Origin of the sequence: Methylobacterium sp. CB376, assembly GCF_029714205.1 — a bacterium.
Lineage (GTDB): Bacteria > Pseudomonadota > Alphaproteobacteria > Rhizobiales > Beijerinckiaceae > Methylobacterium.
The window spans coordinates 3,192,378-3,205,704 of sequence record NZ_CP121648.1 but is presented as its reverse complement, the minus strand read 5'-3'; the positions used below and the strand labels follow the sequence as shown (position 1 = coordinate 3,205,704).

Genomic DNA, 13,327 nt, shown 5'->3' with positions numbered 1-13,327 from the left:
AACGTGACATGTCCGAGACTTCCGAGCACGCCAGGCTGAATCGCAGACAGCTGCTGGGCACCACGGCCGCCGCGGCGGCGACCGGCGCCGTCGCGGGGGCGGCCGGAACGCGCGGTCTCGCGACGCCGGCCGAGGCGCAGACGAAGCCGAGCGCGCGCCCCGCGCTCGCCGGCGGCCCGAACAAGACCGAGGTCAAGCCCGGCGATCTCGACGAGTACTACGTCTTCTTCTCGAGCGGACAGACCGGCGAGCTCCGCATCGTCGGGTTGCCGTCGATGCGCGAGCTGATGCGGGTTCCGGTGTTCAACCGCGACAGCGCCACGGGCTGGGGCCTCACCGACCAGAGCCGCAAGGTGCTGACCGAGGGCCTCCTTCCCGAGACGAAGCAGTTTCTGGAGACTCGCGGCGGCGTCTATCACAACGGCGACCTGCACCACCCGCACCTGTCGTTCACGGACGGCACCTATGACGGGCGCTACTGTTTCGTGAATGACAAGGCCAACACGCGCGTGGCCCGCATCCGCCTCGACGTGATGCGGTGCGACAAGATCATCGAGCTGCCCAACCAGCATACCGTTCATGGCCTGCGTGTGCAGAAGTATCCCCGCACCGGCTACGTCTTCTGCAACGGCGAGGACCGGGTGCCGCTTCCGAACGACGGCAAGGTGCTCGACGACAACAAGCAGTATCACGCCATTTTCACTGCCGTGGACGGCGACACGATGCAGGTCGCCTGGCAGGTGCTGGTGGACGGCAACCTCGACAACGTCGATGCGGACTATCAGGGCAAATACGCCTTCGCGACCTGCTACAATTCCGAAGAAGGGGTCACGCTGGCCGAGATGACCGCCAACGAGCAGGATTGGGTGGTCATCTTCAACATCAAGCGCATCGAGGAGGCGGTGCGCAAGGGTGAGGCCAAGGTGGTCGGTGGCGTACCGATGGTCGACGGCCGGCATGGCTCGCGCTTCACCCGCTACGTCCCGGTTTCGAACAGCCCGCACGGCATGAACACCGCACCGGACGGCATCCACGTCGTCGCCAACGGCAAGCTGTCGCCGACCGTGACGGTGATGGATGTCCGTCTCTTCGATGATCTGTTTGACGACAAGATCAAGCCGCGCGACGTCGTGGTCGCCGAGCCGGAGCTCGGCCTCGGTCCGTTGCACACGGCCTATGATGGCAAGGGCAATGCCTTCACGACCCTGTTCATCGACAGTCAAGTGGTGAAGTGGAACATCGAGAAGGCCCGGCAGGCCTACAAGGGCGCCAAGGTCGACCCGATCCTCCAGAAGCTCGACGTCCATTATCAGCCGGGCCACAACCACAGCTCCATGGGACAGACGAAGGAGGCGGATGGCAAGTGGCTCATCTCGCTCAATAAGTTCTCGAAGGACCGTTTTCTGAACGTTGGACCACTGAAGCCGGAAAACGACCAGCTGATCGACATCTCGGGTGACAAGATGATGATCGTGCATGACGGCCCGAGCTTTGCCGAGCCGCATGACGCGACCATCGTCCATCGCTCCAAGATCAACCCGATCTCGATCTGGGACCGGGCCGATCCCTTCTTCGCTGACCAAGTAAAGCAGGCCAACGCCGATGGCGTCAGGCTTGAGGAGGACAACAAGGTCATCCGCGACGGTGACAAGGTTCGCGTCTACATGACCTCGACGGCCCCGTCCTTCGGTCTCGAGAGCTTCACGGTGAAGCAGGGCGACCAGGTCACCGTCCACGTCACCAATATCGACGCGGTCGAGGATCTCACGCACGGCTTCTCGATCGTGAACTACGGCATTCAGATGGAAGTCGCGCCGCAGGCGACGGCCTCGGTGACCTTCACGGCCAATAAGCCAGGCGTCTACTGGTACTACTGCTCTTGGTTCTGCCATGCGATGCACATGGAGATGAAAGGGCGGATGTTCGTGGAGCCCAAGAACGTCTGACGTCATGGACCAGGCAGCGCAGAGGACCCGATGGATGCTGGCGGCGATTCTCGCCGCCAGCATGGCCCCTTCGGCCCGGGCGGAGCGGCGGGAGGTTTCGCCCGCGGCGGGATCGCCGCAGCAGGCCGTGGATGCGGCGCGCGCGGGGGACACGCTCGTCTTCCGGAGCGGGCGCTACCGCGGCCCGCTCGCGGTCGGCAAGCCGCTCGCGATCGAGGGAGAGCCGGGAACCATGATCGAGGGGGACGGCGCCGGGAGCGTCATCACGGTCACGTCGCCCGGCGTGAGCCTCCGCGGGCTCGAGGTGCGCGGCTCCGGAACGAATCTGGAGCGGATGGATTCCGGTGTCTTCCTGACCAAGGAGGCCAAGGGTGCGCGCGTGGAGCGCAACCGCATCCAGGGCAACCTGTTCGGCGTCTACGTGCACGGGGCCGAGGACGCCCTCGTGCGCCACAACACCATCGTGGGCCTTCGGGACGGCCGCCTCGCCGAGGCGGGCAACGGGGTATCGGTCTGGAACGCGCCCGGCGCGCAGGTCGTCGACAACGACATCAGCTTCGGCCGGGACGGCGTCTTCACGATCAGCAGCAAGCGCAATGTCTTCTCCCGCAACAACTTCCACGACCTTCGCTTCGCCATCCACTATATGTATACGAACGACAGCGAGATAAGAGACAATATCTCGACCGGCAACGCGGTCGGCTACGCCATCATGTTCTCGAACCGGCTGGTCGTGAGCGGCAACGTCTCCGACCGCGACCGCGACGACGGCTTCGTCTTCAACTACGCGAACGGATCCGAGGTGGCGGGCAATCTGGTGGTGGGCGGGCCGCAGCCCGCCGAGCGGTGGACGAGCCGTGGCCAGCGCTCGGCGTCCGAGCACGGCCTGCCAGCCGCCGGGCCGGCATCCGCCCCGGCCGCCGCGGCCCGGATCGGGCCGGAGAAATGCGTCTTCATCTACAATGCAAACCAGAACCGATTCCGCGACAACTGGTTCGAGGGCTGCGAGATCGGCATCCACTTCACGGCGGGCTCCGAAGGCAACCAAGTGTCCGGCAACGCCTTCGTGGCCAACCGCAACCAGGTGAAATATGTCGGGACGCGCTATCTCGACTGGTCGGCTGGCGGGCGAGGCAATTACTGGAGCGACAACCCGGGCTTCGACCTGAACGGCGACGGGCTGGCCGATACGGCCTACCGGCCCAACGACATCATCGACAAGGTGCTCTGGACGGCGCCCGCCGCCAAGGTCCTGGTCAACTCGCCGGCGCTCCAGGTGATCCGCTGGGCACAATCGCAGTTCCCGGCTCTCCTGCCGGGCGGTGTCGTGGACACCAAACCTCTCATCTCGCCGCCCGCGAAGCCGGCACGACGAGGACCGGAACCATGACCGGAGCGGTTGAGCTGCGGGGCGTGACGAAACGCTACGGGGCCGCCGAGGCGGTGCGCGACGTCAGCTTCACGCTGGCCTCCGGCGCCGTGGCGCTGGTCGGCCATAACGGCGCCGGCAAGACCACCCTGATGAAGCTGATGCTGGGCCTGATTCGAGCGAATGCCGGCAGTGTCCAGGTGCTGGGCGAGAACCCGGCCGCCGGGCAGTTCGCGGCCCGTCGGCGGCTCGGCTATCTGCCCGAGAACGTTTCCTTCAACGGGGCCCTGACTGGGCGCGAGACCCTGAGCTTCTACGCGCGGCTCAAGCGCGCGCCCGAGACCGCGAGCCTCCGCCTGCTGGAGCGTGTCGGGCTCGGCGAGGCATCTCATCGCCGCGTCGGCACCTATTCGAAGGGCATGCGGCAGCGGCTGGGCCTCGCCCAAGCCCTGATCGGCGAGCCCGAGGTGCTGCTCCTCGACGAGCCCACGACCGGCCTCGACCCGGCGCTCAGGCTCGCCTTCTACGACATTGTGCGGGCGCTCGCTGGCCGCGGCGCCACCGTGCTGCTCTCCTCCCACGCGCTCAGCGAACTGGAGGACCGAGCCGACCGGGTCATCATCATGGACCGGGGCCGCATGGCGGCGAGCGGATCGCTGGAGGAGCTGCGCCGCGTGGCGCGCTTGCCCGTGCGCATCCGCATCCGGCCCGGATCGGAGGCGCCCGTCCTGCCGGCGGGCCTCGCGACGGCTCGGCGCCTCCCCTGCGGGGCGCTCGAGTTCGCGGTCGCGGATCACCGCAAGGTCGCGATGCTGCGGACGCTGCTGTGCGCCGGGTCGCCACCCGAGGATATCGACGTGCTCTCACCGACGCTCGACGACCTCTACGCGCATTTCCTGCGTGACCGGGAGCCCGCGGCATGAGGGCGACCTGGATCATGGCGGTCAAGGAGGTGCAGGAAGCGCTGCGCAACCGCTGGGTGCTCGCAACCACGCTGCTGATGGCCGGGCTGTCCCTGGCCTTGACCTTCCTCGGGAGTGCGCCCACCGGCAGCGTCGGCGTCCGCGCGCTCGACGTGGTGATCGTCAGCCTGTCCAGCCTGACGATATTCCTGCTGCCCCTGATCGCGCTGCTGCTCGCGCACGACGCGATCGTCGGCGAGATGGAGCGCGGCACGATGCTGCTGCTCCTCAGCTATCCGGTCGGACGCGGCCAGGTGGTGCTTGGCAAGTTCTTGGGCCACCTCGCGATCCTGGCCTTCGCCACGCTGCTCGGCTACGGCGCCGCGGCGGTGGCCCTGCTGCTGACCGGCGCCGAGATCCAGGCCGCGAGCTGGCTCGCCTTCGCCGCGATGATCGGCTCGTCGGTCGCGCTCGGCGCCGTTTTCGTGGCCCTCGGCTACTTGGTGAGCGCGCTCGCGGGCAGCCGCAGCACGGCAGCCGGCGCCTCGATCGGGATCTGGCTCGCGCTGGTGCTCATCTACGACATGGCGCTGCTCGGGCTCCTGGTGGTCGATCAGGGCCGCGTGATCTCGGCAGGGCTCCTCAACGTCCTGCTGCTGCTCAACCCAACCGACATTTACCGGCTGGTGAACCTGGCGGGCCTCGGCAATGCCAGCGCGTTCTCCGGGATGGCCGGGCTGACCGCGGATGCCGCCCTGACCCCGTCGATACTGGTCCTGGCGCTGGGCCTCTGGACGGTTCTTCCGCTCGGCATGGCGGCGGTGTCCTTCTCTCGGAGGGAGCTATGAGGCGACTCGTCCTGATCTGCGCGGCAGCAATCAGCCTGATGGCGGCCGGCTGCAACCAGCAGCGGAGCGCCGAGGCGCCGAAGCCCGCGGCCCTCACGGCCGACGCGATGGGCCATTATTGCGGCATGAACGTGCTGGAGCATCCCGGCCCCAAGGGCCAGATCCTGCTGCAGAGCCGGATCGAGCCGGTCTGGTTCTCCTCGGCGCGGGACGCCCTCGCCTTCACCATGCTGCCGGACGAGCCGAAGGACATCCTGGCCATCTACGTCTCCGACATGGGGAAGGCCGCCTCCTGGGCGAAGCCGGGCGCGGAGAACTGGGTGGAGGCGCGCGCCGCCTGGTTCGTGGTTGGCAGCTCCGCGCGAGGCGGGATGGGGGTGGAGGAGATCGTGCCGTTCTCGGATCAGGGCATGGCGCAGCGCTTCGCCGCCGAGAAGGGCGGCCGGGTGCTGCGCTTTGCCGAGGTGCCGTCCTCGGAGGTCCTTGCGGCCGGCGGTGAGGCGCCCGGCGCCGGAGCGACCGAGGAAAGCGGTGCCCGCGCCGCGCCGGCGCACGACGCGCACGGAGGCGTCCGATGACCTGCCTGCCCCGCCGCCGCTTCCTCGGCATCAGCGCTGCCACTGCCGGCTTGGCGCTCCTGCCCCTCGGCGGCCCTGCGAGGGCCGACGCGGCGCTCGTGACCTGGCAGGGTCAGGCGCTGGGCGCCATCTGCAAGCTGCAGATCCACCATGAGGACCGGGCCGCGGCCGAAAGCCTGGCCGCGCGTACCGTGCAGGAGGTGCGCCGGCTCGAGGCCATGTTCAGCCTCTACGACGCCAACTCGGTGCTCGTCGCCTTGAACCGCTCCGGCATCGTCGTGGCGCCGCCCCCGGAATTCGTCGCGCTGTTGCGGGCGGCCGAGAGCGTCTCGCGGACGACCCGCGGCGCCTTCGACGTCACTGTCCAGCCGCTCTGGGCGCTATACCAGGCGCATTTCTCGCGGCCCGACGCCGACCCGCTCGGCCCGACGCAGGCCGCCCGTCGCGCGGTTCTCCAGCGCATCGGCCATGACAAGCTGCTGGTCAGCCCGGACCGGGTCGCGATGCGCCGGGGCATGGCGGTCACCCTCAACGGCATCGCCCAGGGCTTCGTGACGGACAGGATCATCGCGCTTCTGCGCAGCGAAGGCGTGGACAAGAGCCTCGTCGACATGGGCGAGACGCGGGTGCTCGGGACACGTCCCGATGGCCGCCCGTGGCAGGTCGGGATCGAGGATCCGCAGCGGCCCGGGCAGAGCGCGGCGGTGCTGCCGGTCGTCGACCGCGCCGTCGCGACCTCGGGTCCTTACGGCTTCCGCTTCGACCCGGCCGGGTGCTTCAATCACCTGTTCGACCCGGCCACGGGCACCTGCGCGGACCGCTATCAGAGCGTGACCGTGATCGCCCGCACCGCGACTGCAGCCGACGCGCTCTCGACGGCGTTCAGCCTCATGCGGCCGCAGGACATGCCCGCGGTGGCCCGCTTGCACGGAGCGGAGCTGGTCCATCTCATCGATCAGCGTGGCGCGGCGATGCAGCTCGTGGTCTGATCCTCCTGACGTTGAGCCGCGAGAGCGGCTCAACGTCAGCCCAAAGCACTGCGCCAGCAGCCGGTTCTGCTCCCGAACGGTCCATGCCATTGGGTAATCTGGCCGAATGCTTCGGATGAGCCGTGGCTTCGCGCGCGCGTGCTCCACCTGTGCTGCCCGATTGGCCATCATCGGCGCGAGGGGCGTGATGGGATTTCAGTCTTCGTCCTGCGACGTGGACCGATCGGCAAGCGCGGCGATTTGCACCTCCAAGCGCTTGAGGTTGCTCTCAGCGCTGCGCACGCGGCCGGACATGCACTGCGCGTGGGCGGACTGGTATGACAGCAGCATGCTGTTGAACTCCGCCTGGCCCGCCGTTACGCCGACGCGAGCACGACGGGCAACTTCTCGGTCGAGCCACGGCCGGACCGTCTGCTCCACCTGCGCGCACCGCGCCGAGGGTTCCGACGCGGCTGTCGCCTCCGATGTCGGCGGGGACACCAGCATCGTCACCCAGAACGCTGCCGTCGCAAGGCCGAGAGCGGAGCCGAACAGACTCAGTGCCGTTCGTGAGCGCTGCTTGGTCTCCACCGTCTGGCGTGAGACTTGCCATTCGAACCGAGTCAGCCGATTGCCATCCTCAGGATAGCAGTACGAATAGTGTGCTGATCCATCGTTATGCCGGTGAGCGACGGGCTTCTGCATAGGAAGCTCCTTCCGTGGATCTGCTATGTACCACCTGCGTCAGCTCTTAACGGGAGCAGTGGCCAAAGCGGTATGGCCAATTTGACCGAATCCAATACTGGCCTCGCCGAGAGCCGATGAATGTGCGGGCCCGCACATGGCGCAACCGCCATGCCCTCGCGAGAGGCCGGGTCTCTTCTGCAAAAGCCCAGCTCTGACCAGACTCGACTATAAGACCATTCGACGCGCGCCGAAAGAGGATTTCTTTCGTTCCATCAACATTGGTGGCGCTTCCAAATCAATCTTGGCAGGAAATCGTAGGAGATGTCATTCATTTGACGGACCCATGTTAGCGCTTCTGCTAGCATGAAGCTGACGTATGTTACTGCATGCGCCACGGACGGTGATTGTGCGGCTTGAACTGCGGCCCGTGATACAGTCGGCCTTCAGTCGGACTGGAGAAGCTCCGCATAACGGGCAGTACGGACCCGCCTCGGAGCCACTGCCAAGCCCCTGCGCGCAACTGCACGAGGCGCAACTGCACGAGGATTGCCTCCCCAGGGCGCCGGGCATAGCATCACGTGCCTGACCCGCAAGGGAGGCAATCATGTCGGTGGTGAAGTTCCTCGAACTCTCCGCTCAATCCCCTCAAGGCTACGAAGACGCGATCAAGCAAGCGGTCGAGCGCGCATCCAGCACGCTGCGCGGCATCCAGTCCGTCTGGGTCAAGGAGTTCGAAGCCGTCGTGGAGAACGACAAGGTGACCCAGTTCCGGGTCAACGTGAAAATCTCGTTCCTGCTTGAGGGCTGAGGCGCGGGCGCTGACTGAACGCCCCTCTGGGCCTCCGGACAGTGTTCTGGAGGCCTCGCGCGGGGCCGCGGGCCGGGCCTGACGGGGTGGACGGCCCTGCTCACGGCACCGCTGTGCCGGGATAAGGCCGCCGGTTCTCGTCATCCGGAGCCGTCCCTGGCACAGGTCAGCACCATCGGCCTCGGTCCGGCGAAGAACGTCGTCCAGGTTCATGGCATCGGCGCGCGAGGCGAGGTCCTCGCGCGCCGGCCTTTGCGGCGAGCCGGGGTCCTGCCCTTCTTTGCCAAGCTCACACCCTGCTTGGTCGGCGCTTGGTCGGCACGGAGGCCTGCGCCACCGCCCATCACTGGGCCCACGCGCTGATCAAGCTCGGCCACACCGTCAAGCTGATGCCACTCGCCTCCGTGAAGCCGTACGTCAAGCGTGGCAGAACTGGTGCGGCCGATGCCGAGGCCATGGCGGAAGCCGTGCGCCGCCCGACACTGCGTCCGGCACGGCACCGCGGCGCTGTTTGCCGCGCTCACCGTGCTGGACGGCACCGTGATCGGCCGCGGCATGCAGCGTCACCGCCACGGCGAGTTGCTGCGCTTCCTCGACACCATCGAGGTGCCGGTGCCGGCAGGGGCGCGCAATGTGTGCGGCATGTGCGGCAATGCACAGTTCTTCTAGATTCGTTAATCTTATGTCTCATGTGCATTCTCGCACGAGTGCACGTGAATGGAGAGCCCGATGCGCTTCTTCTTGGAAACGTTGATGCGGCGCGATCAGAGTCGCGTCGCTCCGAGCTCCAACGAACTGTCTGAGGAGCATCTTGAAGGAGTGAGCGGCGGGTTGAACCCGCAGCCCATCCCGCCCGGTCGCGCGAGCTCCCTCGTGAACAACTGCGGCAATGCGACTGGGCCCGTCACGATGCATCTCAATACACAGGTTTGTCCTTCGCACATTCAAGTTGTGTCCTGTGGTCATTGATGGGAAACAAAAATTCCTCGCGCATCCGGCACAGGCGACTCACATGAGCGATGAACAGGAAAATGAGATTTCTGCCTTTGATTCCGTGAATTCGTCGCCTTTGCCGGATGCATATCTGGATCATGTCTCGGCGGGCGGTGACTATCATGCGATGGAAAATGATCTTTTCAGAATTGAAATCACAAATTCAGATGCCAGCAAGTCGGATACAAACATCGTATTTTCCAGAGGTATCCCTCACACCAAAGCGCTGATCGTCCGGCAGTTTTTACCTTGATTCTAAGCTGTGGCGACATCCTTCGCGACCGAACTGTCCAAAAAAACGACCGTTTTTCCGAGATGCAATGCTGCAAGGATTGCGTGTCAGGAAATCAAAGTGGATCCATCAGCCTCCCATTTGGCACCTCCAGACCGTTGAGAGGCTTGGCCTGACGGCTTCGAAGGATCGAAGGGAAACCCGGCAGGCATCAGCGCTGCCGGGTGGTTCGCGATCACCCCCCGATGAGGGCGGCGGCCGCGGCACCCGTGGGCTGCGTCGCAGATCTTCATGGTACCAAAGATTTTCTCTTCGTCAGGATTTGCGTGCCACATCACTCCAATCTTGGCAGCCGCGCGTCTGAGCAAAAGCGCTTCAGGTCAGCACTGTTGCAAAAATTGCTGAAATGAAAATGCGCTGTCGGTCCATGGCCTTCGTCTCCCCTCAACGTGAGGTCGTCGGCGTTGATCTGCACCGGTGCGGTGGTCTGTTTAGGACAGTGGCGCATTGCCGTGAAGGCCGTGGCGCCTTCGAGGGTGCCTGGGTCTTGGCCGGGGTGCTGGTCAAGGCACCGGACCTGCCGTCGAAGCCTGCCGCTCTAGGTGGAAGCGTGGACCGATGCTCCTCCCGGACGCCGGCAACACACACCAGAGGTCGAGCCTGCTCGCGTCTCATGCCTGAGAACACCATTTTCCAGTTCCCGCTCTTCCTCCCAGCAGCTGGGCGGATGAGTGCGCGCATGCGCACGCACGACTGGTCCGGCTCGCCGCTCGGACCGCCAGAGACCTGGCCGCCCTCCCTGCGCGCGACCGTGAGCCTGATTCTGGGCTCGCGCTTCCCGATGTTCGTCGCCTTCGGGCCAGAGCTCGGCTTCCTCTACAACGACGCTTACGCGGAGATCCTCGGCGACAAGCACCCCGCCGCGCTCGGCCGGCGCTTTCACGAGATCTGGCCGGAGATCTGGCCCGACATCGCCCCGCTCATCGACAAGGCGCTCGCCGGGGAGGCAACGTGGTCGGAGAACATGCTCCTGACCATGAACCGGCGCGGCTACGACGAGCAGACCTGGTTCACCTTCTCCTACTCGCCCGTGCGCGACGAGCAAGGCAGGGTCGCCGGCATGTTCTGCGCCTGCACCGAGACGACGGGGCAGGTGCGGGCGGAAGCCAGCCTGCGCGAGGCGGAGGCGCGCCTCAGGGCGGTGACCGACCACCTGCCGGGTGGTGCGGTCTATCAGATCGCCACGCCCCGGGATGGCTCCAGCCGGCGTTTCCTGTACCTCTCGCGCGGCTTCGAGCGCATGACCGGAGTAACGACCGAAGCCGTGCTCACCGATCCGGCCGCGGCCTACGACCTGATCCTGCCCGAGCATCGCGGCCGTCTCGCCGAGGCCGAGCGAGCCGCCATCCGCGACCTCTCAGATTTCGATGTCGAGGCGCCCATGCGCCGCCCCGACGGCACGCTCGTCCAAACCCGCATCATCTCCGCACCGCGCCTCGTTGCTGATGTCGTGGTCTGGGACGGGTTGCTCCTCGACGACACCGCCCGCAAGCGGACGGAGGAGCGGCTGCGCGAGAGCGAGGCCCGTCTGCGGCTCGCCACCGAGGCGGCCGAGGTCGGGCTCTGGGACGTGGACGTCGTCAACGACAGCCTGTTCTGGCCCGCGCGGGTGAAGGCGATGTTCGGGATCTCGCCGGACGTGCCGGTCTCGATGGCCGACTACTATGCCGGCCTCCACCCGGAGGACCGGGACGTCACGAGTGCCGCCTTCGCCGCCGCGCTCGATCCGACGAAGCGCGCGCTCTACGACGTCGAGTACCGCACGGTGGGCAGGGAGGACGGCGTCGTCCGCTGGGTTGCCGCCAAGGGTCGCGGCGTCTTCGAGGGCGGGCGCTGCGTGCGCGTGCTCGGCACGGCCATCGACGTCACGGCGCGCAAGCAGGCCGAGGAGGCGCTGCGCGCCAGCGAGGAGCAGTTCCGCGTCCTCTCGCAGGTGCTGCCGAACTTCGTGTGGGCCACCGACTCGGCCGGGACCGCCTACTGGTTCAACGATCGCGTCTACGCCTACGCGGGCCTGCGACCCGGCGACCTCGACGGGGACGGCTGGCACGCGGTCGTCCATCCCGATGACCGCTCGCGCGTGGCCGAGGAGTGGCACGCGGCGGTCGCCGTCCGCTCCGGTTACCAGTCCGAGTATCGGCTGCGGCGGGCCGACGGGGTCTACCGCTGGTTCCTGGCCCGGGCACAACCGGTTCTGGCGAGCGACGGCAAGGTTGTGCGTTGGGTGGGCACGAGCACCGACATCGACGACCAGAAGCGGATGATGACCGACCTCGTCCGCTTCAACGAGGTGCTGGAGCAGCGCGTGGCCGAGCGGACGGCCGAGCACGACCGGGTCTGGCGCAACTCCCGCGACCTGCTGGTCGTGGTCGGGGCCGACGGCATCTTCCGCGCGGTCAATCCGGCTTGGCAGGCCATCCTGGGGCACAGCCCATCCGAGGTGGTGGGACACAGCTTCCTGGAATTCATCTGGCCCGATGACGCCGAGGCCACCCTGGCGGCCCTGGAGCAGGCAGTCTCGGCCGACGACCTCACCGACTTCGAGAACCGCTACCGCCACAAGGACGGCACCCCGCGCCTGATCTCCTGGCGTACGTCGGTCGAGAGCGACCTCGTCTACGCCTACGGGCGCGACGTCACCGCCGAGAAGCGGCAGGCCGAGGCGCTGCGCCAAGCCGAGGAGGCGCTGCGCCAGTCGCAGAAGCTGGAGGCGGTCGGGCAGCTCACGGGGGGCGTGGCACACGACTTCAACAACCTGCTCACCATCATCCGCTCGTCGGTCGACTTCCTGCGCCGCCCGGACCTCGCCGAGGAGCGCAGGGTCCGCTATCTCACCGCGGTCTCGGACACGGTGGACCGGGCCGCCAAGCTCACCGGCCAGCTCCTCGCCTTCGCCCGGCGTCAGGCCCTCAAGCCGGAGACGCTCGACGTCGGGGCGCGCCTCCGCGCCGTGGCCGAGCTGCTGGACACGGTGACGGGCGCGCGCATCAGGGTGATGACCGACCTGCCGGACCACCCGTGTTTCGTGCGGGTGGACGTGAGCCAGTTCGAGACGGCGCTGGTCAACATGGCGGTGAACGCCCGCGACGCGATGGGCGGCGAGGGCACGCTGACGCTGCGCCTGGAATGCGGAGTATCGCTCCCGCCCATACGGGGGCACGCCGGGGCGGCAGGTCGGTTCGTGGCCGTCTCGCTCAGCGACACCGGTTCGGGCATCGCGCCGGCCGTCCTCTCCCGCGTGTTCGAGCCGTTCTTCACCACCAAGGAGATCGGCAAGGGCACGGGGCTCGGCCTGTCCCAGGTCTTCGGCTTCGTCAAGCAGTCGGGCGGCGATGTCGACGTGGCGAGCGTGCCGGGCCGGGGCACGACCTTCACGCTCTACCTGCCCGAGGTCGAGCCCGTGGCGCCGGCCGAGGACGACGGTGAGACGGCGCAGGTCGAGCCCGGAGGAGCGGGCCAGCGGGTGCTGGTGGTGGAGGACAACATCGAGGTCGGGCGCTTCGCCACCCAGATCCTTGAGGACCTGGGCTACGAGACGGCCTTGGCCGTCAACGCGGAGGACGCGCTGGAGAGGCTCGGGGTCGGCGGCACGGGGTTCGACGTGGTGTTCTCGGACGTGGTCATGCCGGGCATGGGCGGGATCGCGTTCGCGCGGCTCCTCGAGCGGCGGCTGCCGAACCTGCCGGTGGTGCTGACCTCCGGCTACAGCCACGTCCTGGCGCAGGAGAGCTCAACCGGCTTCGAGTTGCTGCACAAGCCCTACTCGGCCGACCAAGTCTCTCGCATCTTGCGCAAGGTCCTGCGACGCGGACGGACAAAGACGGCAGGTTGGAAGTCGTGAAGCAGCAGACTGCCAGTGAGATACAGGCGACAGGCTTGCACCTGAGCGCGAAGGCTCAGAGAGCGTATTGCTATTCCTGATCCGGGACCCGCTTG

10 protein-coding genes and 2 pseudogenes are annotated in these 13,327 nt (G+C 66.9%); 11 read left to right on the top strand and 1 reads right to left on the bottom strand.

Going from position 1 to position 13,327, the window contains the following annotated elements; all coding sequences use genetic code 11:
* Nucleotides 1-8: 8 nt before the first annotated feature.
* From nosZ to QA634_RS14485, 6 genes are read left to right on the top strand one after another with little or no spacing between them, the layout of a single operon-like run.
* Nucleotides 9-1,946: a TAT-dependent nitrous-oxide reductase gene (gene nosZ, locus QA634_RS14510; RefSeq protein WP_012332686.1), complete on the top strand. Its 1,938-nt coding sequence runs from the start codon at nucleotides 9-11 to the stop codon at nucleotides 1,944-1,946.
* Nucleotides 1,947-1,980: 34 nt separating this feature from the next.
* Nucleotides 1,981-3,336 carry a nitrous oxide reductase family maturation protein NosD gene (locus tag QA634_RS14505; protein WP_012332685.1) on the top strand — a complete coding sequence of 452 codons (1,356 nt, stop codon included), beginning with the start codon at nucleotides 1,981-1,983 and terminating at the stop codon, nucleotides 3,334-3,336.
* On the top strand, nucleotides 3,333-4,238 hold the full coding sequence (locus tag QA634_RS14500) for an ABC transporter ATP-binding protein (RefSeq protein WP_012332684.1): 906 nt from the start codon (nucleotides 3,333-3,335) through the stop codon (nucleotides 4,236-4,238). Before QA634_RS14505 ends, QA634_RS14500 begins: the two co-directional genes overlap by 4 nt.
* On the top strand, nucleotides 4,235-5,065 hold the full coding sequence (locus QA634_RS14495) for an ABC transporter permease subunit (protein WP_012332683.1): 831 nt from the start codon (nucleotides 4,235-4,237) through the stop codon (nucleotides 5,063-5,065). The genes QA634_RS14500 and QA634_RS14495 overlap by 4 nt, the downstream gene beginning before the upstream one ends.
* Nucleotides 5,062-5,643, top strand: coding sequence for a nitrous oxide reductase accessory protein NosL (locus tag QA634_RS14490; RefSeq protein WP_012332682.1), 582 nt, complete (start codon nucleotides 5,062-5,064; stop codon nucleotides 5,641-5,643). The genes QA634_RS14495 and QA634_RS14490 overlap by 4 nt, the downstream gene beginning before the upstream one ends.
* Nucleotides 5,640-6,632, top strand: coding sequence for an FAD:protein FMN transferase (locus QA634_RS14485; RefSeq protein WP_012332681.1), 993 nt, complete (start codon nucleotides 5,640-5,642; stop codon nucleotides 6,630-6,632). Before QA634_RS14490 ends, QA634_RS14485 begins: the two co-directional genes overlap by 4 nt.
* Nucleotides 6,633-6,827: 195 nt before the next feature.
* Here the strand turns inward: QA634_RS14485 and QA634_RS14480 are convergent, their stop codons facing one another.
* The gene (locus QA634_RS14480) at nucleotides 6,828-7,316 is read right to left on the bottom strand and encodes a hypothetical protein (RefSeq protein WP_012332680.1); all 489 of its coding nucleotides are present in this window, start codon (nucleotides 7,314-7,316) and stop codon (nucleotides 6,828-6,830) included.
* A 586-nt stretch (nucleotides 7,317-7,902) separates the two neighbouring features.
* Between QA634_RS14480 and QA634_RS14475 the strand changes: the two genes are divergently transcribed.
* From QA634_RS14475 to QA634_RS14455, 5 genes and pseudogenes are all read left to right on the top strand, one after another.
* On the top strand, nucleotides 7,903-8,106 hold the full coding sequence (locus tag QA634_RS14475; protein WP_012332679.1) for a dodecin family protein: 204 nt from the start codon (nucleotides 7,903-7,905) through the stop codon (nucleotides 8,104-8,106).
* Nucleotides 8,107-8,262: 156 nt separating this feature from the next.
* Nucleotides 8,263-8,594 (top strand): annotated as a pseudogene (locus QA634_RS14470) (IS110 family transposase); the annotation flags it as partial.
* A 1-nt stretch (nucleotide 8,595) separates the two neighbouring features.
* Nucleotides 8,596-8,727 (top strand): annotated as a pseudogene (locus QA634_RS14465) (IS630 family transposase); the annotation flags it as partial.
* 391 nt (nucleotides 8,728-9,118) lie between these two features.
* Entirely contained in the window at nucleotides 9,119-9,352 is a 234-nt protein-coding gene (locus tag QA634_RS14460; RefSeq protein WP_150108651.1) for a hypothetical protein, read from the top strand.
* 718 nt (nucleotides 9,353-10,070) lie between these two features.
* Nucleotides 10,071-13,232 carry a PAS domain-containing protein gene (locus QA634_RS14455; protein ID WP_150108650.1) on the top strand — a complete coding sequence of 1,054 codons (3,162 nt, stop codon included), beginning with the start codon at nucleotides 10,071-10,073 and terminating at the stop codon, nucleotides 13,230-13,232.
* Nucleotides 13,233-13,327 lie beyond the last annotated feature (95 nt).

Coding starts and splice junctions, on each gene's coding strand:
- nosZ (WP_012332686.1), top strand. CDS start 9: ATGTCCGAGACTTCCGAGCACGCCAGGCTGAATCGCAGACAGCTGCTG.
- QA634_RS14505 (WP_012332685.1), top strand. CDS start 1,981: ATGCTGGCGGCGATTCTCGCCGCCAGCATGGCCCCTTCGGCCCGGGCG.
- QA634_RS14500 (WP_012332684.1), top strand. CDS start 3,333: ATGACCGGAGCGGTTGAGCTGCGGGGCGTGACGAAACGCTACGGGGCC.
- QA634_RS14495 (WP_012332683.1), top strand. CDS start 4,235: ATGAGGGCGACCTGGATCATGGCGGTCAAGGAGGTGCAGGAAGCGCTG.
- QA634_RS14490 (WP_012332682.1), top strand. CDS start 5,062: ATGAGGCGACTCGTCCTGATCTGCGCGGCAGCAATCAGCCTGATGGCG.
- QA634_RS14485 (WP_012332681.1), top strand. CDS start 5,640: ATGACCTGCCTGCCCCGCCGCCGCTTCCTCGGCATCAGCGCTGCCACT.
- QA634_RS14480 (WP_012332680.1), bottom strand. CDS start 7,316: ATGCAGAAGCCCGTCGCTCACCGGCATAACGATGGATCAGCACACTAT.
- QA634_RS14475 (WP_012332679.1), top strand. CDS start 7,903: ATGTCGGTGGTGAAGTTCCTCGAACTCTCCGCTCAATCCCCTCAAGGC.
- QA634_RS14460 (WP_150108651.1), top strand. CDS start 9,119: ATGAGCGATGAACAGGAAAATGAGATTTCTGCCTTTGATTCCGTGAAT.
- QA634_RS14455 (WP_150108650.1), top strand. CDS start 10,071: ATGCGCACGCACGACTGGTCCGGCTCGCCGCTCGGACCGCCAGAGACC.